A 20167-nucleotide genomic window follows, 5' to 3' on the forward strand; every position below is an offset into this window, starting at 1 on the left:
GGGAGCGAGTGCGGTGCCATTCATCGGACGTGACGGCCATGTCGCCACCCTGCGGGAGGTCATCGACCGCGGGCGGGCCGGCTCCGGGGGTGCCCTGCTGGTGACCGGGGAACCGGGGATCGGCAAGAGCGCCCTGCTGGAGCACGTCGTCGGCTCCCTGGACGGCGGTGAGCTGTGGGTCCTGACCGCGGTCGCCACGGAGCGGAGCGCCCGGCAGCCGTTCGCCGCGCTCACCGAACTGCTGCGGCCGGTGCGCGGCTTCGAGGACCGGCTGCCTCCCGGCCAGCGGGAGGTGTTGCGGCGGTGCGTCGACTCGCGCGAGGCCGCGGACACCGATCCGTGTCCGGAGCCGTTCCCGGTGGCGCTCGCCACGCTGAATCTGCTGGCCGAGGCGGCGGCGCACCGCCCGGTGCTGCTGGTGGTCGAGAACCTGCACTGGCTGGACCCGGCCGGCGCCGCCGTCGTGCCCTTCGTGGCCCGCCGGCTCGCGTCCGAACCCATCGTGCTGCTGGCCACGGTGCGTGAGGGCTTCCACGGCCCGGCGGACACCGCCGGCCTGCCGACCCTGCCGCTGGAACCCCTGGCCGCGCCCGACGCGGCGGCCCTGGTCGACGCACTGGCGCCCGGTCTCTCCCCCGCACTGCGCGAGCGGATACTCGCGGAGGGCGCCGGCCATCCGCTCGTCCTGACCAAGCTGACCCGGGTCGCCCGCGAGGCGTACGGAGAGGCGGCGGCGACGGCCGCGACGCTTCCGCCCGTGACCCGGGTGGAGAGCGCCTTCCGGGCCCGGCTGGCCGGTCTGCCGCCGCACACCCGGCTGCTCCTGCTGATCGCAGCCGTGCACGGGGGCGGCACCGTCACGGAACTGGTGGAGGCCGCGCAGCTGATCGCCGGTGAGACCGTCCACCCCGACGATCTCGCGCCGGCCGTCCGTGGCCGGCTGGTCACGGTGCACGGCGGCGAGGCGCGCTTCCGGCACGCGGTCATCCGCGCGGCGGTGCTGTCCGGGGCGAGCCCGGACGAGCACCGGGCCGTGCGCGCCGCGATGGCCCGGACGCCGGCCGAGGGGCCCCGGCCCCCGGCACCGGAACCCGCGCCGGACGACGACGTGGGCGCCGTACTGAAGGCGGCGGCCGAGCGCACCGAACGCGGCGGTGTCCTGGCCGCGGTCACCGCGCTGGAGGACGCCGCGCAGCTCAGCGGCTGCCCGGAGCGCCGTGCCGAGCTGCTGCTGCGCGCGGCCGACCTCGCGGTCGACTCCGGGCGGCGCGACGAGGTGGCCCGGCTGCTGGACCGGGCTGGTGCCGGCCCGATGTCCGAGCGGCAGCGGGCCCTGGCCGCGTGGACGGCGGCCCGTTTCCACGACGACGTGCCCGAGGGCGCCGACGTCGTCACGCTGACCGGGCTGGCCGAGGACGTGGCCGCCGACGGGGACGGGGCACTCGCCCTGCGCATCCTGTGGACGGCGGCGCTGCACTGCGTGTGGGTGGACGGCGACCACACGGCCGCCCGGCGCGTGGCCGCCCTCGCCCAACGCCTGGAACCGGCCGATGAGCCGCTGGCGCTGGCCGTACTGGCCTGCGCCGCGCCGGTGGAACACGGCGCGCACGTCCTCGCCCGGCTCCGCCACTGGGCCGCGCATCCCAGCGGGGACGCGGTGACCGACCAGACGCTGGGTACGGCCGCGGTCCTGGCCGGCGCCTTCGAGCTGGCCGCGAGCTTCTCCGCCGCCGCCCTGACCGGGCTGCGGGCCCAGGGCCGGCTCGGACTGCTGGCCAAGGCACTGACGGTGCGGGCGTGGAGCGCCGCGCTGCTGTGCGATCTGACGGTGGCCGTCCCGTCCGCCGACGCGGCGCTCCGGCTGGCCAAGGAGACCTCACAGCCGGTGCTCCGGGCGACGGTCCGCGCCACCCAGGCGCTGATCGCCGCGCTGAGCGGGCGGTTCACGGAGGCGGAGGAGCTGGCCGCGGAGGCGATCGGGCTCGGCGGCGCGCACCGCGCCCGCCCGGTCCTGGCCACCGCCCATATGGCGCTGGCGCAGGTCGCCGCCGCGCAGGACTGCCCGGACGGTGCCCTGGACCGGCTGCGGCAGCCGCACGATCCGGCGTCGCCCGCGTTCCACCCGTCCGCACTGCACTACGGGCTCATGGACCTGGTGGACGTCGCACCGCGCGCGCACCGTGCGGAGGAGGTCCGCGAGTTCGTCGGGCGCGCGGAGGAGGTCGCGGCCGTCCATCCGTCGCCGGCGCTGCACATCGGGGTGCGGTTCGCCCGCGCGGTCCTCGCCGACGACGCCGACGCCGAACGCCTCTTCGCCGAGGCGCTGGCCGCCGACCTGACGCGGTGGCCCTTCGCCCGCGCCCGCACGCAACTGGCCTACGGCGAGTGGCTGCGCCGCCGACGCCGTGACGCCCTCGCGCGCACTCCGCTGCGGGCCGCCCGGGACGCCTTCGACGCCCTCGGCGCGGTCACGTTCGCCGAGCGGGCCCGCCGCGAACTGCGCGCCTCCGGCGAGTCGAGCGCCGAGGGGGTGCCCGACGTGCGGGAGCTGCTGAGCCCGCAGGAACTGGAGATCGCCCTGATGGTGGCCGAAGGGCTCACCAACCGGGAGATCGGCGAACGCCTCTACGTCTCCCACCGGACGGTCAGCAGCCATCTGCACCGCATCTTCCCCAAACTGGGCGTCACCTCCCGCACGGCCCTGGGCCGCCTGCTGCGCTCCTCACCCTGAGGACCGCTCCGGCCGACTCGCGCGGCACCAGCCGCCGCGCGTACCCCTCACCGCGCGATCGCAGCCATTGCTGTGCGCCGGCCTGGGGCACCTCGAAGTCGCCGCCGCATGAGCAGACTTCCAGCCGCGCGAAGCAGCCGCGGCACGGCAGGGTCCCCGTCATCCCGGCACCGTATCCGACCACGGGCCTCGGGTTCCGGTGCTACGGCCCTCCCCTCGTCCCGTGCTCCACGGGCGCAGTTTCTCCGGGTTGCCCACGGCCCAGATGTGCTGGACGCGGTCGCCGGCGAAGTCGAACGCGTACACCGCCACGGTGGCACCGGCGCGCTGGGCCACCAGTCCGGGCCGGCCGTTGACGGTCCGCTCGACGAGCGCCAGGTCCGGTGCCTTCGCGGCGAGTTCGACCAGGAAGCGCGCCACCTGCTCGCCGCCTTCGACCGGTTGCGGCGCGGCGGTGACCCGGCCGCCTCCGTCACCGACCGCCGTCGCGCCCGGATCGAGGAGGCCGATGAGGGCGCCGATGTCCTTGGCCTCCCAGGCCTGCCGGAAGTTCCTGACGGTGTCGGCCTGGCGGGCCGGCGCCGAGGGGGTGGGCTGCCGCGCGTCGCGCAGGCGGCGGCGGGCCGACGAGGCCAGCTGGCGGCAGGCGGCCGGGCTGCGGCCGACGATCTCGGCCACTTCGGGGAAGGAGTAGCGGAAGACGTCGTGCAGGATGAACGCGACGCGCTCGGCCGGTGTCATGGACTCCAGCAGGACCAGGAAGGCCATGCTGACCGACTCGTCGAGGGTGACGCGGTCCGCCGGATCATCGATCTCGGCGCCCGGCCCCCCGTCGGCCCGCTCGGCGGGTTCCGGCAGCGGCTCGGGTATCCACTGCCCCACGTACCGCTCGCGCCGGGCCCGTGCCGAGCCGAGCAGGTTCAGGCAGATGCGGGTGGCGACCGTGGTCAGCCAGCCACCGACCGACTCGACGGCCTCCTGCCGCCGCCGGGGCATGGCGTACCAGCGGGCGTAGGTCTCCTGGACGACGTCCTCGGCCTCCGACAGGGAGCCGAGCAGCCGGTAGGCGAGGTTGATCAGCCGACGCCTTTCGCCCATGAGAGCGGCCAGACTCGGATCGGTCACGGTGTCCCCGTTTCTTCCGCCGTTTTCGCTGTCGCTGGTTACGACCGGACGGCCCCGCGGAATGTGAGGCGGGCCGTGAGGTCGCGCGCCGCCTCACACTGCGCCGGGCTGTCTTGTCGTAGGGGTCGGACCCGACAGCACACCGGGTCGGACCGAAGCACACGGAAGGACAGGACCCGATCATGGAACCCGTCAACACCGCCATCATCTACTACAGTTCCACCGGCACCGTGCACGCCCTGGCGCGGGCCGCCGCCGAGGGCGCGGCCGAGGCCGGCGCCCGGGTGCGGCTGCGCAGGGTCGCCGAGACGGCCCCGCCGCAGGCGGTCGAGTCCCGGCCGGAGTGGGCGCGGCACCTGCGGGACACCGCCGATGTCGCCGAGGCCGGTCACGACGACCTGGAGTGGGCCGACGTGGTCCTGTTCGGCGCGCCCACCCGCTTCGGCAACCCGGCGAGCCAGTTGCGGGCGTTCATCGACAGCACCGGCCCGCTCTGGTTCCAGGGCAAGCTCGCGGACAAGGTCTACTCGGCGTTCACCTCCTCCAACACCGCCCACGGCGGCCAGGAGTCGACCCTCCTGGCGCTGGGCAACACCTTCTGCCACTGGGGCGGCATCATCGTCCCGCCCGGCTACACCGACCCCGTCCAGTTCCAGGCGGGCAACCCCTACGGCGCCTCGCACACCGCCGGCGACGGCGCACCCGGCGACGTGGCCCTGTCGGCGGCCCGCCACCAGGCCCGCCGCGCCGTCACCACCGCCACCGCGCTCAAGGCCGGCCGTGCTCGGACTTCTTGACGGAGGATGCGATGACTTCGCACGAGTCCGACGTCAGGGCGCTGCTGGAAAGCCGCGTCGAGGCGAGCCGGTCCAAGGACATCGACCGGCTCATGGCGCACTACTCCGACGACATCGTCTATTACGACGTAATCCCCCCGCTCCAGTTCACGGGACGCGAGTCGGTCCGGGGCAACTTCCTGCGGTGGTTCGACGAGTACGACGGACCCATCGGCCTGGAGACGCGCTCCCTCACCGTCACGGGCGGTGACGCGGACGTCGCGTTCGCGCACATGCTGCACCTGGACTCCGGTACCCGGAAGAACGGGCTGCGCAGCGCGATATGGGTACGTTCCAGCGTGTGCTGCCGGCGGTCGGACGGCAGGTGGCTCATCACGCACGAGCACGTCTCGGTGCCGATCGACCCGGGCACCCTCCGGGCATGGTTTCCGCCGGGTGTGTGAGGCCGCTCGGGATGCCTTTCCGTACCCGGTCTCCGGCACTTGCGTACCTCACGGCACCACGCAGGCCCACGTCGGCGCGGTGCCGGACGCGGCGGGTGGAAAGATCGGCGACAGGGTCCAGTCAGGGATGCTCAAGGACAGGGAGACCGCTGTTGTCCGGACGTACCGTGCTGATCACAGGAGCGTCGAAGGGGATCGGCCTCGCCACCGCGCACCGGCTCGCCGACCGGGGACACCGGGTGCTGGGGATCGCCCGCGGTGTCCCGGACGGGGAGTTCCCGGGGGTGCTGCACGCGTGCGACCTCGCCGACGCCGGGGCCACGCGCGAACTGTTGGAGACCGTCACCCGTGAGGAGCGCGTGGACGCGGTCGTCAACAACGTCGGCATCGTCCTGCCGGAACCGCTCGGCGAGATCACGCTCGAGGCGCTGCACGAGGTGTACGACCTGAACGTGCGCGCCGCCGTGCAGGTCACCCAGGCGTGCGTCGGCGGGATGCGGGAGCGCGGCTGGGGCCGGATCGTCAATGTGACGAGCCGCGCGCAGCACGGTTCGCGCACGCGCAGCAGCTACGCGGCGGCCAAGAGCGCGCTGGTGGGGCTGACCGGCACGTGGGCGCTGGAGCTGGCGGAGCACGGGGTGACGGTCAACGCCGTCGCCCCGGGCCCGGTGGAGACCGAACTCTTCCGCGAGAAGCACCCGGTGGGCGGCGCGGACGAGGCCAGGGTGCTCCGCTCCGTCCCCATGGCCCGCTTCGGCCGCCCGGAGGAGGTCGCCGCGGCCATCGCCTTCCTGCTGAGCGAGGACGCCGGCTTCATCACCGGCCAGGTACTCGGCGTGGACGGCGGGGGCAGCCTCTCCGGCCGCTGACGGGCCGGACGCGACAGCGACACGGGCCCCTCAGGAACAGGCACCGACGCGTTCCCGGCCCCTCAGGAACGGACGGCAGGCGCTCCCGGCCGCTGAGTGACCGAGTAGCGAGGCACCCCTGGCGGCCCCTGAGGAACCGGGTGCGACACCACCCCTGGCGGCTGACGAGCCGAGCCGGGCACCACCCCGGCCGCTGACGGGCCGGACAGGCGCGATGGTGCCCCTGACCGGGGACGAACCGGGAATGGGACACGGGCCGAGTGCGGATCACGCGTACCGCCGGCTGCCCGCGTCCCGCGTCGCCCGACTCGTTCCGTCGCCCGGCCGCGTCCCCGCCGTCTCTCTCCCCCCCCCTGCGGCAGCCGTGCCCCCGGTGACCTCGTGACGCTCCCCGGGCGGCTGGTCCGCGTGGTGCGGAGCGGCCCGGCACCGGCGGATCGGTGCCCGGTTCTCGGTGCGGCACGCCAAGGGGCCGGCGCCCTCGCGAAACGGACGGCTCCCCGCGCCGGGCGGCGGCGGAAGGCATGCCTCCCCGGTGCCCACACCGCGTAGGACGCGCGCGGGCACCGCCGGCGGTCGCGGGGCCGGCCCGGCCCCGGTGGCTCACACCACGTCGGCGAGCCGGTCCACCTGGTCCGGGTCGAGGCCGTAGCAGTAGAGCACCACCTCGTCGGCGCCCAGGTCGGCGAGGGCGGTGATCGCCGCGCGGATGGCCGCCGGTGTGGTGAGCAGGCCCGCTGCCATCCGGTCGGCCATGCCCGTGAAGGCGTAGTAGTCGAGCAGGGCGGCACGCGCCTCGTCGATCAGCCGCTGCTGGCCGACCGCGACGCTGAGCTGCGCGACGAGCCGGGGCTCGCCGTCCCGGCCGTGCTGCCGCCAGGCCTTGCGCACGGTGTCGAACAGGCCCGCGACCATCGGCACAGGCGCGGCGGCGAGGTAGCCGTCGGCCCACCGTGCGACGCGTTCGAGCGCGGCGGGCTGGAATCCGCCCAGCAGCACCTCTGGGCCGCCCTGACGGGCGGGGCGCGGTCCGATCGGGCCGATGCCGTCACCGAGGTCCCCGCCGGACCACAACCGGCGCATGACGGCCAGCTGTTCGTCCAGGCGGCGTCCCCGGGTCCGCATGTCGGCGCCGACGGCCGCGTAGTCGTCGTCCCGGGTGCCGACGCCCAGACCCAGCACGAGCCGGCCCCCGGTCATCCGGTCGATGGTGGCCGCCTGCTTGGCCAGCAGGACGGTGTCCCGCGTGGGGGCGAGGAGGACCTCGGTCTGTACACGGATGCGCGAGGTGGCGCCCGCGAGGACCGCGAGGGCGGCCAGGGGTTCGGGATTGTCGTAGACCACCCGGTCGAGCAGGCCGAGTGAGCTGAAGGGACCGGCATCGGCCCGCCGGGCCCAGGTGGTCAGCAGGCCGGGATCGCCGATGGGCAGGCCGATGCCGATGTTCATGGACGGGGCTCCTTTTCTGGAGAAGGGATCGGAGTGTGGCACGGTTCGGGTCAGGTCACCGGCGGCAACGCGGGGCCGGTGGTGCCGAGTTGTTCCTGTGCGACGATCTGCGGCACCGGCCAGGTGACGCCGGGCGGCGGCCAGGACTGCCCGGTCGCCTTGAGGAACTCGGCGGGAGGTTCGTACAGCGGTGGCTGGCTGCCGTCGGGGATCATGCTCTTCCAGGTCACCCCGCTCGTCCGCTCCTTGAACTCGTCCTTCATGCCCTGGAGCAGGTCGGGCTGTTCGATGAGGTCCACGGCGGAGGCGGCCATGTAGCGGGCGGCGGACAGCATGGCCTGGTGGCCTATGTGGGTCGCGGCGGTGGCGGTGACACCCCAGTTGTGGTTGGGCAGTCCGGGCGGGTAGGCCGCCGCGAGCAGCGTGGCCGTCGGCGCCTGCCAGCTGACGTCGGCGGCGTCGGTGGCCAGCCCGCCGGTGTAGTTGGCGGCGGGCGGCGCGAGCGGGGTGATGGTGGTGGGCATGCCGGTCTCGGGCTTGCCCAGCGACTTCTGGATCGCCTTGGCGAGGGTGTGGTCGTCCTCGGTGAACTCCGGCGGGCCGATCCGCCGCATGTTGTCGTACACCAGCTCGGCGCCCGCCTTGTTGGCGAGCAGGTTCCAGGTCGCGGAGTGGAACTTGTGCACGAGCCGGGTCTGGCTCGCCTGCGCCGCCGCCTTGGCGCAGTCCACGATCTTGTCGTAGAGCACCTGGGCGCGAGCCGGGCTGCCCTCACGGACGTAGTACCAGATGGAGCACATGTCGGGCGTCACGTTGGGGGCACCGCCGCCGTTGATCACGGCGTAGTGGAAGCGGCCGGAGGGCGCGACGTTCTTCTCCCGCAGGTATTCCGACATCGTTGCCATCAGCAGCGCGCCGTCGAGACCGCTCTTGTTGCCGAGCGGGGTGCCGCCGTGGCCGGAGGCACCGAGGAACGTGAAGGTGGCCGACAGCAGCGCACTGGTGGTGTTCCAGAAGGGCATCGTGACGTTGAACGGGTGCCAGTCGAGGACGGCGTCGAGGCCGTCGTACACCCCGGCCTTGACGGCGTACGCCTTGCCGACCAGTTGCTCCTCGCCCGCGCTGCCGAAGAGCTGCACCGTGGCCTTGAGGCCGTGCGCCTCGATGGCCTTGCTGACGGCGATGGCGGCGGCGGTGGCTGCGCCGCCGAGCAGGTTGTGCGCGTCGCCGTGGCCACCGCCGTACGTCGGGCCGTAGGCGTCGTAGTTGTAGACGAGCGGGTCGTGCGTCGACGCGCCCTTCTTCTGGGAGAGGCCGGGCAGAGCGTCGTACTCCGCGCTGAAGCCGAGCACCGGCCCGCCGGAGCCGTAGGTGGCCACGAACGCGGTCGGGAAGCCGGCGGAGCCCCACCTGACGCGGAACCCGTTGCGCTCCAGCAACGCGGCGTGAGCCTGAGCGGACTTCCACTCCCGCAGGGACAGCTCGGCGTGCTGCCAGACCTCGTCGCTCAGCTCCGTGATGGTCCGGCTGTTGGAGGTGATCCAGGAATCGGCGGTGGTCTTGGCGGGGGTGTCACCGGCGAGGCCGGTGGGGGCCTTGTAGCCGGTGGGAGAGACGCCGGTGCGTTCGTCGTGACCCAGTGTCGCGGCGAGCACGGGATCGGCTTGCAGGACCGTGGCGGTCGTGGCGGTGGCACCCAGTCCGAACATCTTCAGCAGGCGCCTGCGGCCCACATAGGGCACGTCGTTCATCGCAGCCCTTCTTGACAGTGCGATAATGACAGTTTCGGAAGTCATGATGGTCTCGCGCGATGATCGACACCAGGACACGTTAGGACTGCCCAGAGTCATTATCAGCCACATCATGTTGTCACTACCGTGCGGAACGGAGTGCATGAGTCAACTAGTGACTACGGCCCTGACTCCTGTCTGCTTGCCCGGACTGATCGACACCCCCTGTGCACCTGGCCTTCGCCACCGGCGCCGGGCACGCCGCCGATCGCCATCGCCACGCGGCTCGGCCGTATCCACGCGGGCCATGGAGCGCTGCACGCACGGGGCGCCCGCCTGGTGGTGGGCTCCGACGCCGGGATCGCCCCCGTCAAGCGCCACAACGTGTTGCCCCACGCGGTGGCCGAACTCCGCGCACCGGGCCTCTCCGCCGAGGCGGCGCTGTCCGCGGTCACCGCTCCGGCGGCCGAGGCATCCGGCCTCGGCGACCGGACGGGACGGATCCGCGCCGGCTACGACGCCGACCTCCTCGTGGTGGACGGCGACCCGGCGCACGGCGCCGCTGCCCTCCTGAACGTCTCCGGGGTGTTCCGGGCCGGGGTCCGCGTGCGCTGACGGCCAGGGCCCGAGACCGCCACGACGCACGGCCGGGACACTCGACGGCGTCTCCGGCCGTGCACGACCGTCGGGCAGTCGCGGGCGGCTCCGGCCCCGACTGCCCGACAGTCGCGTGCGGTTCCGGCCGCCGGGTTCGCCCGGCGGCCGGTCCGGCATCGGCGCCCTGCGCTCACCTGCCGTTACGCCTGCTTGATCGCCGAGATGTCGAACCGCAGCCTGACCTTGTCGGAGACCAGGACGCCCCCCGTCTCCAGCGCGGCGTTCCAGGTCAGGCCCCACTCCGAGCGCAGGATCTCGGCCTTGCCCTCGAAACCGACGCGCTCGTTGCCGAACGGGTCCTTGGCCGCGCCGTTGAACTCCAGGTCGATGGTGAGCGGCTTGGTGACGCCCAGCAGGGAGAGGTCACCGGTGATCCGGTAGTCGTCGCCGCCCAGGGACTCCGCCTTGGTGGAGCGGAAGGTCATGACCGGGAACTCTTCGATCTTGAAGAAGTCGGACGACTTCAGGTGACCGTCGCGGTCGGTGTTGCCGGTCTCGACGCTGTCCATCCGGACGTCGAGCGTGGCGGTGGACTTGGCGGGGTCGGCGCCGTCGAGGTGCAGTGTGCCGGTGAAGTCCTGGAAGCTGCCCTTGACGTTGGTGACCATGGCGTGCCGCACCACGAAGCCGATCGTGCTGTGGGCCTGGTCGATGGCGTAGTCGCCCGTCAGGGCCGAGATGTCCGTGCTGTCGAAGGTGCTCATGCAAGCGCTCCAGAAAGGCTCGGGGTCATGTGCAGAGGTCCGGAAACATAAGACGTTACCTTTGAACATTCAACCGCTACCAGTCGCCTGCCCTTGCAGACTTACTGATGTATGTTGGACATGTATGAAAGAGTCAGTCAGTCGCCATGGTTCACCTATGCTCCCCCTAGGCTGCCCAAGGTGACAGCGGGACCCGCCAGAGGTGCGCCCATGGGAGATGCGACTCCTCCGTCGGCACTGTTCGGCCGCGCCGAAGAGCTGCGCAGGATCGAGACCTTCCTGGAGCGGGCCCGTCGCCGGGGCGACTCCCTCTTCCTGTACGGCGAGCCGGGCGTGGGCAAGACACGCCTGCTGGATGCCGCAGCAGAGCGCGCCTCCGCCCAGGGGGTACGCGTCATCCGGGCGACCGGCGTGCAGTACATGGCGGACGTCAGTTACGCGGTGCTCGCCGAGCTGCTCCTGCCGCTGGCCTCGGGGTTCACCGAACTGGACGACGTGTTCCGCGATGCTCTGCTGGCGGCCCTCGGCATGCGGACCGGCCCGGTCCCACCGCGGCTGGTGATTCTCAACGCCTGCCTCACCCTGCTGCGCCGCCAGGCCGAGTCAGGCCCACTGCTTCTCGTCGTGGACGACCTGCCCTGGGCCGACGGCCCCAGTGCGGTCGCGCTCGGTTTCGTGGCCCGGCGGCTGACCGGCAGCCGGGTTGGTCTGATCACCGCCGCGCGCAACGACGAACGCGATCACTTCCAGCGCAGCGGGCTGCCGACCCTCCAGGTCAAGCCGATCGACGAGGTCGCCTCGGGCGAACTGCTGCGCGCGGCGTTCCCCAGCCTGGCGCCGAGCATGCGGCACCGCCTCGCCACCGAGGCCCGCGGCAACCCGCTGGCCCTGCTGGAACTGCCCGCGGCCCTGACCCCCGCCCAGTTGTCCGGCGTCACGGTGCTGCCGGACGTACTCCCGCTCACCCGCCATGTCGAGTCGGTGTTCGCGGCACGCGTCGCCCTGCTGCCTCCCCAGACGCAGGAAGCCCTCCTCATCCTGGCTCAGGAGGGCACCGGTGACCTGCGGGTGCTCCAGAGGGCCGCCGGAGCCGAACCCGCTCTCGAGCATCTCGCGCCGGCGGAGAGCGCGAAACTGATCAAGGTCGACCTCGCCTCGCGGCAGGTGGAGTTCCGTCACCCCCTCGTGCGTTCGGCGGTGGTGGAGTCCGCCGGGGAAGCCGAGCTGCGCCGGATCCACCGGCTCCTCGCCGGTCTGTTCACCGACGATCCGGAGCGCCGTGCCCAGCACCTCGCCGAGGCGGCGAGCGGGGCCGACGAGTCGGTCGCGAACCCGCTGGAGCAGGCCGCTCAGCACAAGCTCCGCCGCGGTGACGCGACCGGTGCGCTGGCCGCTCTCCTGCGCGCCGCGCAGTTCAGCACCGCCGCCGGTGACCGCTGCCGACGGCTGGCCCAGGCTTCCTACCTGGCCGCCCACCTCACCGGTGACCTGGGCACGGCCACCCGCCTGCTGGCCGAGATCCGAGCCGTCGGCCCGCGGCCCGGCGGCTCGCTGCACGCGGCGGCGGCCGCCGCCTACGTGCTCATCAACGGCGACGGCGACGGTGACGTCGAGGCGGCTCACACGCTGCTCGTCGACGCCATCGAGAACGGCGACCACGGCTACGACGCCGACCGCACCGACCTCGTCGAGGCACTTCACACGCTGCTGATGATGTGCTGGTTCGCCGGCCGGGAGGACTTCTGGCCACCGCTGTACGCCGCGATCGACCGGCTCCGGCCGCGGCCCCCGGAGCTGCTGCTGCTCATGAGCGGGACCCTGCCCGACGCCGCCCGCACGTCACCCGTGGTGCGACGGCGCCTGGCCGAGCTGATCGACCGCCAGCAGGAGTGGCGGGAGCCCCATCAACTGATCCGCCTCCACGCCTCGGCGATCTACCTTGACCTGCTCGGCGGCTGTCGCGCGCAGGCCTGGGGCCTCGTCGAGAACGGCCGGGCGGGCGGGGCCGTGCGCAGCGCGCTGAGCGCGTTGCTGCACCTGGGCCTCGACGACTTCGCGGCCGGACGCTGGGAGGAGGCCGAACGGCTGGCCGACGAGGGCCTGGCACTCGCCGAGGGCCACGGGTACACCTTCGTGACCTGGTTCTTCCACCTGAACAAGGCCTTGCTGGCCGCGGTCCGCGGCGACGCGGAGGCGGACCGGTGGGCTGATGAGCTGACCCGTGTCACCACCGCCCGCAAGGCCCACGGTGCGGCCCGCACCGCACACCACCCCAGAGCACTGGCCGCCGCGGGACGCGGGGACTGGGAGGCCGCCTACCAGCACGCCTCCCGGCTCAGCCCGGCGGGCCGGCTGGCCGCGTACACCTCCCACGCCCTGTGGGTGGCCCTCGATCTCGTGGAAGCGGCGCTGCGTACCGGCCGCACATCGGAGGCGGAGGCGCACGCCCGGGCGATGCGGGAGGCGGGACTCCCGGATCTGTCGCCCCGGCTCGCCATGCTCACCCTGGCCGCCGAAGCGCTCGTGGCCTCGGACGAGGAGGCGCCGGCCCTGTTCGAGCGCGCCGTGTCGGCCCCCGGTGCCCATCACTGGCCGTTCGACTACGCGCGCGTGCAGTTCCTCTACGGTGAGCGTCTGCGTCGCATCGGCGACGTGGCCGAGGCACGCTCCCACCTCAGCACCGCCCTCAGCGTCTTCCAGCGCCTCCAGGCCACTCCCTGGGCGAACCGGGCGGGCGCCGAGCTGAGGGCCGCCGGCCGCAACCACCCTCTGCCGGTCGCCGAGGGCGCGGGGACCGGCAGTCTCACGGCCCAGGAGGCGGAGATCGCCATGCTCGCCGCCGAAGGGCTGACCAACAAGCAGATCGGCGAGCGGCTCTACCTCTCCCACCGGACGGTGGGCACCCATCTCTACCGCATCTTCCCGAAGCTCGGCATCACTTCCCGTGCGGCGCTGAGGGACGCGTTGTCGCAGTAGGGGACGGCGCGGGTACGGCCGGCTCAGTGGCGGCGCGCTTCCCGGCCCGCTTCCTTCCGCGGGTCCGCCGTGTAGTCCGAGGGCTTGGTCTCGTCGCTGCCCTCCGGCGCTCGCACCGCCCTGAGGACAGGGGTGAGCGCCACGGTGACGACGGCGTTCAGCACGAAGGCCGTGAGACCGATGTAGCCGCGCTCGCCGATGGCGGGGATCGCCGCGGCGTTGCCGGCGAAGTGCTTCTGCGTCGGTGACGCGACCCCGTACGCGGCGACCGTGCCGTACACCATGCCCGCGGCCCAGCCGGCCAGCAGCGCCCAGCGGTGGAACCAGCGGGTGAAGAGACCGCCGACCAGCGCGGGAAAGGTTTGCAGGATCCAGATGCCGGCCAGGAGCTGGTAGTTGATGGCCACGGTGTTGTCCATGGTCAGGACGAAGACCAGTGCGCCGGCCTTCACCAGCAGGGAGACGATCCTGGAGACGCGGGTCTCCTGCTCGGCCGTAGCGTCCGGCTTGATGAACTCCTTGTAGATGTTGCGGGTGAACAGATTGGCCGCCGCGATCGACATGACGGCGGCCGGCACCAGCGCGGCGACGCCGATCGCCGCGAAGGCGACGCCCGCGAACCATGCGGGGAAGAGGTCCTCGAACAGCTGCGGTACGACCAACTGGGCGTTGGCCACCTTCACTTCGGCCGCGACCGCCATGAAACCGAGCAGTGCGAGCAGGCCCATCAGCAGCGAGTACAGCGGCAGGATCGTGGTGTTGCGCCGGATCACCTCACGGCTTCGGGAGGAGAGCGTCGCCGTGACGGCGTGCGGGTAGGCGAACAGCGCCAGCGCGGAACCGAGGACCAGCGTCGCGTACGTCCACTGTCCCTCCTCAGCCGGGACGAGGGCGCCTCGCGGCTGCCCGGTCTGCGAACCGGTCCCGGCGAACGTTTGGCGGACCTCGGCGAACACGTGGCCGAACCCGCCGAGCCTGAAGGGAATGTAGACGATCGCCACGACGACCACGACATAGATCAGCAGGTCCTTGACGAAGGCGATCAGAGCCGGTGCGCGCAGCCCCGAGGTGAGCGTGTAGGCCGCGAGCACTCCGAAGGCGACCAGCAGGGGCAGATCCTTGACGACCGTGCTGGTGTCGCTCCCGCCGCCGATCCCCATCACGTCCAGCACGGCTTGCAGGCCGACCAGTTGGAGCGCGATGAACGGCATGGTCGCCAGGATTCCGGTGAGCGCCACGGCCAGCGACAGGGTCCTGGAGCCGAACCGGCCACGCACGAAGTCCGCAGTGGTCACGTATCCGTGCCGGTGGGACACCGACCACAGGCGCGGCAGGAAGGTGAAGACGAGCGGGTAGACGAGATTGGAATAGGCGATGGCGAAGAACCCGGGCCAGCCCGCCGCGTACACCGCTCCCGGCACAGCCACGAAAATGTACGCGGTATAGAGGTCACCGCCCAGCAGGAACCAGGTCACCCAGGTGCCGAAGGACCGTCCGGCGAGGCCCCATTCGTCCAGGCTCTGCTCGTCGGCGGTCCGGCGCCACCGTGCGGCCAGAAATCCCATGACCGTGACCAGCAGGAAAAAGCAGAGGAAGACGCCGAGCGACACCGGGTTCATGGCACGGCTTGTATACCGCGCATACGTGCTCTGTCCACCATATCCGGCCGCACGGCGATCAAGTGATCACACAGAGGCATGATGTCATCTCCAGAGACAGGTGATGTGACTTCATGAGTCACGGACGTACTAACATGAGTGCTGCTTCCAACGACTTATTGTCGAAAGGTTACTCATGACCAGGAACTTGGTCCGTTCCGGCCTCGCAGCGGCGGCGGTCGCGGGGCTCTCGCTGGGTGCCGCAGCGGTGCCGGCCTCCGCCACGCCGGCCGGCCCGGGCGTGACCGGAACCATCATCTCCCAGACCACGATCGGCTCGAAGGACTACATCCTGCGGCGTATCACCCTGCCGCCGGGGCAGAGCACGGGCTGGCACTACCACGACGGCACGCTCGTCGGTTACGTCGAGCAGGGCACACTGAGCCACTTCGACGCCTCGTGCGCCTCGGACGGCGTCTACAAGAAGGGCAGCTTCATCAAGGAGCCCGCGGGCGACGACCACGTGCACATCGGCCGCAACCTCGGCACCGTCCCGGTCGTTCTCGACGTCCTCTACGTCCTGCCCCACGGCGCTCCGCTGTCCGAGGACGCACCCAACCCGGGCTGCGACTTCCAGTGACCGCCGCCGGGTCCCGCCCTCTCCGTCACCCGGTGAAGGGCGGGACCCGGTGTGTCTCAGGCCGCGACGTAGTGCACCGAATGACCCTTCTTGATGCGTCGGGCCTCACCCCTCGCGACAAGCCCTTCCAGGGTGGTGCGCACAACGGTGGTCTTGATGGCCCGGCCAGGATGTGCCTCGCTGAGTGTCGCCGCGACCTCGCCGGCCGAACAGGGTCCGGACCGCTCGGCCAGGTGGGCCCGGATGAGGCTGACCAGTGTCGGCACGCGCTGTTTCGGCCCGCCGACGCCCCGCCTGCCCGGGGGGCCACCGGTCATGTTCCCCCCGGGGGACGCGGACGGGTGCTGGAGGGGAATGCCGTTCTCCAGAGCCTGCCGCATCGTCAAGAGAACGGCGTGATTGTGTCGCAGAGCGCTGAGGCGCGCTTCGAGCCGCTCCAGCTCGGCGCGGATCCCGTCCTGTTCCTCGGCGTTCCGCTCGAGGTCACTCGCCAACTGGGCACTGTAGTGCGTCACCAAGTCCGTGCTGGTCGTCGCCTCGGTTCCGGGCATACGGACCTCCTTGGTTCGGCTCCGAGTGCAGATGACGCTCCGAAGGTCTTTCTCGGACTGCCGCCGCGGGACACCGGACACGCGTCGCCGGACGTCAGTGCACGAACTCAGTGTGACATTCCTTGCTGAGATACGCAGCGGTACGGACACAGGAATCCGACCGTCTCATTCGATCAGGTGAGTCAGCTCGTCCCAGGTGACCCATGCCGCTTCCTGACCCTCGGGCACGAGGCGGTAGGTGTCGAGCAGCCACTCGGTAATGGCCTCGGCCGGCATCTCGAAGAGGGCGGTATGGGGGTCACGCCCCACTTCCAGCCACAGGAACCCCCCGTCGGCCTCGTCGTTCTCCGGCCACACGGTGACATCACCCTCGCCGGCACCGCCCGTCAGTCCGTCGGCGAGCAGATCCCGTGAGAAGACCCACCGCACCGGATGCTCACCCTCCGAATTGAGGATCAGCGTGACGGCGTACGGATCACGCACGTCGTAGGAGAACTCACAGGAGATGATCACCGGAAACCGCTTGGCGACCCAATACGTCGCGGCAGACGTGAGATGCGCTTTTCTCATTCCGTCCACCCCCGCTCCGACGATGAGTGGGAGGGGTGGTATTTCACTGATTCCGGCTGTTTCATCTGCTCGCTTCCCGCTTCTGGGACAGGGTCGCCCCGCACCACCCCGTACCGCTTCTTCATGATGCGGGCCGCCCCGGCCTCTTTCCCATACGTCATCTGACGGTGATGGCCCGGGAAGCGGGGGAGGCGACGCGTGCAGGCCGGCTCCAGACACCTGACTCTAGCCTCTTACTCGCACTATGACAGCAAGGGGAAACATGTGAAGTAATATGCCTGCATATGTAAGTCGCTCAGTAGCCATGTGGCTTGCCTCGGAGAAGGTTGGATGATGCAAACCGAAACTTACGATTACATCGTGGTGGGCGCCGGCACGGCCGGATGCGTACTGGCGGCGCGTCTGTCGGAGAGTCCGGAGGTCAGCGTCCTGCTGGTCGAGGCGGGCAGCGCCGAACCGCTCGATCTGATGGCCATTCCCCCAGCCTGGCCCGCTCTGATGGGCTCCGACGCGGACTGGGCCGACCAGAGCGTCCCGCAGGAGGGCGCCGGCGGCATGGTGGTGCCCCTGCCGCGCGGGCGGGCCCTCGGCGGCAGTTCGTCCATCAACGCCATGACCTTCCTGCGCGGACACCGCTCCAGCTACGACGCCTGGGAGAAGGCCGGCGCGACCGGCTGGACGTACGACCAGCTCCTTCCGTACTTCAAGCGCAGCGAGAACCTCACGGGCGTACCCGGCCGTGACCCCCGTTACCGCGGCATGGAGGGACCACTGCGGGTCGCTCCCGCCGCCCAGCCCCACCCGCTGTCCGAGGCCTTCCTCGAAGCGGTGCGGCAGGCGGGCCACCCGATCACCGAGGACTTCACCAGCGGTCTGGAGGAGGCTTTCGGCTGGGAGGATCTGACCATCGTCGACGGTCTCCGGCTGGACGCGGCCACCGCGTATCTCCGCCCTGTCCTCGGCCGGCCCAACCTGACCGTGGTGACGGACGCCCTCGCCCACCGGCTGACCTTCGACGGCGGGCGGTGCACGGGCGTCGAGTACGGGGTCGGCGAGCAGCCGCACAGCGCGCGGGCGACACGGGAGACGGTGCTCACCGCGGGCGCGCTGGGCTCCGCCCAGCTGCTGATGCTCTCCGGCATCGGCCCGGAGGAGCATCTGCGCGAGGTGGGCGTCGAGCCGCGGCTGAACCTCGCCGGGGTGGGGTCGAACCTCCAGGACCACCCCTTCACCGGTGTCGTCTACCAGTCCTCCCGGCCGGTTCCGCCGTCGATGGGCAACCACGGCGAGGTCGCGGGGCTGATCCGCACCGACCCGTCCCTGGACGGCCCCGACGTCCAGCTTCAGATGGTGGACGTGCCACTGCGCGAGGACAGTCTGCCCGGCCCCGCGATGGACCAGGGGTACATGCTCATGGTGGCGCTCATGCGGCCGTTCAGCCGGGGCACGGTCCGGCTGACCGACGCGACCCCCGGCAACGCGCTCGTCGTCGACCCGCGCTACTACACGGACCCGCGGGACGTCGACGCCCTGGTGCGGGGTCTGCGGACGGTCCGGGAGATCGGCCGGACCGAGGCGCTGGCCGAGTGGCGCGGCGAGGAGGCCCTGCCCGGTGCGGACGTCCAGGACGACGAGGCCCTGCGCGCCTACGTCCGCCGGAACATCCGTACCTACGCCCATTACAGCGGCACCTGCCGGATGGGCACCGACGACGCGGCCGTGGTCGATCCGCAGCTGCGGGTGCGGGGCGTCGAGGGACTGCGGGTGGCCGACGCCTCGGTCATGCCGACCATCGTGTCCGCGAACACCAACGCCACGGTGTTCGCGATCGCGGAGCGAGCGGCGGACCTGCTTGTGTCTACTACCTGACGTAGTATTCACACATCATGTCGATCAGGACAGCGGAACTGTCACTGTCCCGAGTCAGGTGTTTCTTTCCTCGCCGACACTCCGGCCGTCACCCCGAAGGAACTGACACATGCCCAAGTCCCTCGCCCCGGACGACCCGGCCCCCTCGGCACCGGCCTCGCCGTCCGGCCTGCTGGCCGAGCTGACCGCTGCTCTGGAGCAGGACGCGGCCACGGGCAAGTGGACGCCGACCGCGTTGGAGCGGAGCCTCGCGCGACACCTCGTCCTCGGCTCGGCGGGTGATCTGCAACTGACCCCGGCCCTTCTGCGGTCGGCCCTGTGGGAGGGAAGTGTCGCGCTGGCCCACGAGAACGGAGGACGGTTCGGTTCACTTCTCGGCCTGTCGTTCAGCGTGGCCGCATCGTCAGAGCCGCACCGTGACAGCGCTCTCATCCGGGTACGGGAAATGATGGAGCGGCTCCTGCGCGACTTTCCCTTCCGCCCGGTCACCGTTTCGCGAAGAGAGAGTGAGTAGTGAAGTGACCGACACAGCAAGCGCGCCGGCCCCCTCCGAGGAGGTGTACGGCGAGCATGTCTTCTCGCACCTGCGTCCGGACGAGGCCGAGCGCCTCGAAGCGCTCGCCCAGGCCCTGGACGAGAACACGTTCCGGCGCCTTGAACGTCTGCCCCTGCGGGAGGACTGGCACTGCCTGGAGATAGGAGCCGGACTCGGAACCACCGCCCGCTGGCTGGCGGCCCGTTGCTCGCGCGGACGCGTCGTCGCCACCGACATCGACACCCGGCTCTTCCCCGACCCCGGCAGCAGGAACGGCTGGGAGGCGCGGGAACACGACGTCACACGGGACGAGTTCCCCGCGGGCTCCTTCGACCTCATCCACGCCCGCTGGGTCTTCTCCCACCTGCGCAGTCGGGACACCGACCTCGCACGGGTCGCCCGGTGGCTCAAACCTGGGGGCTGGCTCGTCGTCGAGGACCTGGCCCAGTTCCCGCTGGAGTCCTCACCCGACCCCCTCTACCGCAAGGTCAGCCTCGCCATGTGCGCCGCCGTGCAGGCGCGGATCGGCACCGACTGTACGTGGGCCCGTGACCTGCCCCGAGTTCTTGGGGCAGCGGGCCTCACGGCCATCGGGATGGAGGCATCGGCGTCCTCGGTGGGCCCCGGCCCCATGGGCCGCTTCTGGCAGCTCAGCGCCGAACAACTGAGGTCCGATCTCCGGGGCTCCTTCGGCATCAGCGCCGCCGATCTGGAGCAGTTCCTGACCCAGATCGGCAGCGGAGAACTCACCGACCTGTGTCTGGGCACCGTCGCGGCCTGGGGACAGGCGCCGCTCCACCCCGCTGCCGCGTAGGACCGTCATGGGCCGGTCACGGCCGTCCGCCGCGAGGGAGACCCGGCTCATTCGTTCCCGGGTGTGTCCTGAAAGGACCGTCTCGGTTCCCGTTCGTACTCACCTCCTT

Annotated in this window: 17 protein-coding genes; 10 read left to right on the plus strand and 7 right to left on the minus strand. The window is 71.5% G+C overall.

Annotation, left to right across the window (positions count from 1 at the left end; translation table 11 throughout):
- Positions 1–13: 13 nt before the first annotated feature.
- Entirely contained in the window at positions 14–2731 is a 2718-nt protein-coding gene (locus tag ACZ4WH_RS31995; protein WP_468187415.1) for an ATP-binding protein, read from the plus strand.
- 159 nt (positions 2732–2890) lie between these two features.
- On the opposite strand, the gene sigJ is transcribed toward ACZ4WH_RS31995, so the two are convergent.
- Positions 2891–3829 (minus strand): RNA polymerase sigma factor SigJ, encoded by a 939-nt coding sequence (sigJ, locus tag ACZ4WH_RS32000; RefSeq protein ID WP_468187488.1) that lies wholly within the window; start codon positions 3827–3829, stop codon positions 2891–2893.
- Between the two features lie 209 nt (positions 3830–4038).
- Here sigJ and wrbA point away from each other — a divergent pair, with 209 nt between their 5' ends.
- The 3 genes from wrbA (at position 4039) to ACZ4WH_RS32015 (ending at position 5965) form a co-directional block, all read left to right on the plus strand.
- Complete coding sequence (gene wrbA, locus ACZ4WH_RS32005; protein WP_468187417.1) at positions 4039–4653, plus strand: NAD(P)H:quinone oxidoreductase; 615 nt, start codon at positions 4039–4041, stop codon at positions 4651–4653.
- 11 nt (positions 4654–4664) lie between these two features.
- Positions 4665–5096, plus strand: coding sequence for a YybH family protein (locus tag ACZ4WH_RS32010; RefSeq protein ID WP_468187419.1), 432 nt, complete (start codon positions 4665–4667; stop codon positions 5094–5096).
- Between the two features lie 152 nt (positions 5097–5248).
- Complete coding sequence (locus ACZ4WH_RS32015) at positions 5249–5965, plus strand: SDR family oxidoreductase (protein ID WP_468187421.1); 717 nt, start codon at positions 5249–5251, stop codon at positions 5963–5965.
- A 603-nt stretch (positions 5966–6568) separates the two neighbouring features.
- Here the strand turns inward: ACZ4WH_RS32015 and ACZ4WH_RS32020 are convergent.
- The gene (locus tag ACZ4WH_RS32020; RefSeq protein ID WP_468187423.1) at positions 6569–7414 is read right to left on the minus strand and encodes an LLM class flavin-dependent oxidoreductase; all 846 of its coding nucleotides are present in this window, start codon (positions 7412–7414) and stop codon (positions 6569–6571) included.
- 50 nt (positions 7415–7464) lie between these two features.
- The gene (locus ACZ4WH_RS32025) at positions 7465–9165 is read right to left on the minus strand and encodes an amidohydrolase (RefSeq protein ID WP_468187425.1); all 1701 of its coding nucleotides are present in this window, start codon (positions 9163–9165) and stop codon (positions 7465–7467) included.
- Positions 9166–9303: 138 nt separating this feature from the next.
- On the opposite strand from ACZ4WH_RS32025, the gene ACZ4WH_RS32030 reads away from it, so the two are divergent.
- Complete coding sequence (locus tag ACZ4WH_RS32030; protein WP_468187427.1) at positions 9304–9759, plus strand: amidohydrolase family protein; 456 nt, start codon at positions 9304–9306, stop codon at positions 9757–9759.
- Between the two features lie 182 nt (positions 9760–9941).
- Here ACZ4WH_RS32030 and ACZ4WH_RS32035 read toward each other — a convergent pair whose 3' ends face one another.
- A complete protein-coding gene (locus ACZ4WH_RS32035) occupies positions 9942–10505 on the minus strand; it encodes a YceI family protein (protein WP_468187429.1) in 564 nt (187 codons plus the stop codon).
- A gap of 210 nt (positions 10506–10715) precedes the next feature.
- Between ACZ4WH_RS32035 and ACZ4WH_RS32040 the strand changes: the two genes are divergently transcribed.
- On the plus strand, positions 10716–13481 hold the full coding sequence (locus tag ACZ4WH_RS32040; RefSeq protein ID WP_468187431.1) for an ATP-binding protein: 2766 nt from the start codon (positions 10716–10718) through the stop codon (positions 13479–13481).
- A 23-nt stretch (positions 13482–13504) separates the two neighbouring features.
- On the opposite strand, the gene mctP is transcribed toward ACZ4WH_RS32040, so the two are convergent.
- On the minus strand, positions 13505–15100 hold the full coding sequence (mctP, locus tag ACZ4WH_RS32045) for a monocarboxylate uptake permease MctP (RefSeq protein WP_468187432.1): 1596 nt from the start codon (positions 15098–15100) through the stop codon (positions 13505–13507).
- A gap of 175 nt (positions 15101–15275) precedes the next feature.
- Between mctP and ACZ4WH_RS32050 the strand changes: the two genes are divergently transcribed.
- Positions 15276–15719: a cupin domain-containing protein gene (locus ACZ4WH_RS32050; protein ID WP_468187434.1), complete on the plus strand. Its 444-nt coding sequence runs from the start codon at positions 15276–15278 to the stop codon at positions 15717–15719.
- Between the two features lie 56 nt (positions 15720–15775).
- On the opposite strand, the gene ACZ4WH_RS32055 is transcribed toward ACZ4WH_RS32050, so the two are convergent.
- Together ACZ4WH_RS32055 and ACZ4WH_RS32060 are read right to left on the minus strand one after the other, a co-directional pair.
- Positions 15776–16270, minus strand: a complete 495-nt coding sequence (locus ACZ4WH_RS32055; RefSeq protein WP_468187436.1) for a hypothetical protein — start codon at positions 16268–16270, stop codon at positions 15776–15778.
- Between the two features lie 165 nt (positions 16271–16435).
- Entirely contained in the window at positions 16436–16840 is a 405-nt protein-coding gene (locus ACZ4WH_RS32060; protein WP_468187438.1) for an SsgA family sporulation/cell division regulator, read from the minus strand.
- A gap of 333 nt (positions 16841–17173) precedes the next feature.
- Here ACZ4WH_RS32060 and ACZ4WH_RS32065 point away from each other — a divergent pair, with 333 nt between their 5' ends.
- From ACZ4WH_RS32065 to ACZ4WH_RS32075, 3 genes are all read left to right on the plus strand, one after another.
- Positions 17174–18709: a GMC family oxidoreductase gene (locus ACZ4WH_RS32065; RefSeq protein ID WP_468187490.1), complete on the plus strand. Its 1536-nt coding sequence runs from the start codon at positions 17174–17176 to the stop codon at positions 18707–18709.
- Positions 18710–18818: 109 nt separating this feature from the next.
- Positions 18819–19223, plus strand: coding sequence for a hypothetical protein (locus ACZ4WH_RS32070; protein ID WP_468187439.1), 405 nt, complete (start codon positions 18819–18821; stop codon positions 19221–19223).
- A gap of 4 nt (positions 19224–19227) precedes the next feature.
- Positions 19228–20058 (plus strand): class I SAM-dependent methyltransferase, encoded by an 831-nt coding sequence (locus tag ACZ4WH_RS32075; RefSeq protein ID WP_468187441.1) that lies wholly within the window; start codon positions 19228–19230, stop codon positions 20056–20058.
- Positions 20059–20167 lie beyond the last annotated feature (109 nt).

This window comes from Streptomyces sp. NPDC029138, from assembly GCF_055564375.1.

Coding starts and splice junctions, on each gene's coding strand:
- ACZ4WH_RS32040 (WP_468187431.1), top strand. CDS start 10,716: ATGGGAGATGCGACTCCTCCGTCGGCACTGTTCGGCCGCGCCGAAGAG.
- ACZ4WH_RS32010 (WP_468187419.1), top strand. CDS start 4,665: ATGACTTCGCACGAGTCCGACGTCAGGGCGCTGCTGGAAAGCCGCGTC.
- ACZ4WH_RS32050 (WP_468187434.1), top strand. CDS start 15,276: ATGACCAGGAACTTGGTCCGTTCCGGCCTCGCAGCGGCGGCGGTCGCG.
- ACZ4WH_RS32070 (WP_468187439.1), top strand. CDS start 18,819: ATGCCCAAGTCCCTCGCCCCGGACGACCCGGCCCCCTCGGCACCGGCC.
- ACZ4WH_RS32065 (WP_468187490.1), top strand. CDS start 17,174: ATGCAAACCGAAACTTACGATTACATCGTGGTGGGCGCCGGCACGGCC.
- sigJ (WP_468187488.1), bottom strand. CDS start 3,829: ATGGGCGAAAGGCGTCGGCTGATCAACCTCGCCTACCGGCTGCTCGGC.
- mctP (WP_468187432.1), bottom strand. CDS start 15,100: ATGAACCCGGTGTCGCTCGGCGTCTTCCTCTGCTTTTTCCTGCTGGTC.
- ACZ4WH_RS32055 (WP_468187436.1), bottom strand. CDS start 16,270: ATGCCCGGAACCGAGGCGACGACCAGCACGGACTTGGTGACGCACTAC.
- wrbA (WP_468187417.1), top strand. CDS start 4,039: ATGGAACCCGTCAACACCGCCATCATCTACTACAGTTCCACCGGCACC.
- ACZ4WH_RS32035 (WP_468187429.1), bottom strand. CDS start 10,505: ATGAGCACCTTCGACAGCACGGACATCTCGGCCCTGACGGGCGACTAC.
- ACZ4WH_RS32060 (WP_468187438.1), bottom strand. CDS start 16,840: ATGAGAAAAGCGCATCTCACGTCTGCCGCGACGTATTGGGTCGCCAAG.
- ACZ4WH_RS32025 (WP_468187425.1), bottom strand. CDS start 9,165: ATGAACGACGTGCCCTATGTGGGCCGCAGGCGCCTGCTGAAGATGTTC.
- ACZ4WH_RS32020 (WP_468187423.1), bottom strand. CDS start 7,414: ATGAACATCGGCATCGGCCTGCCCATCGGCGATCCCGGCCTGCTGACC.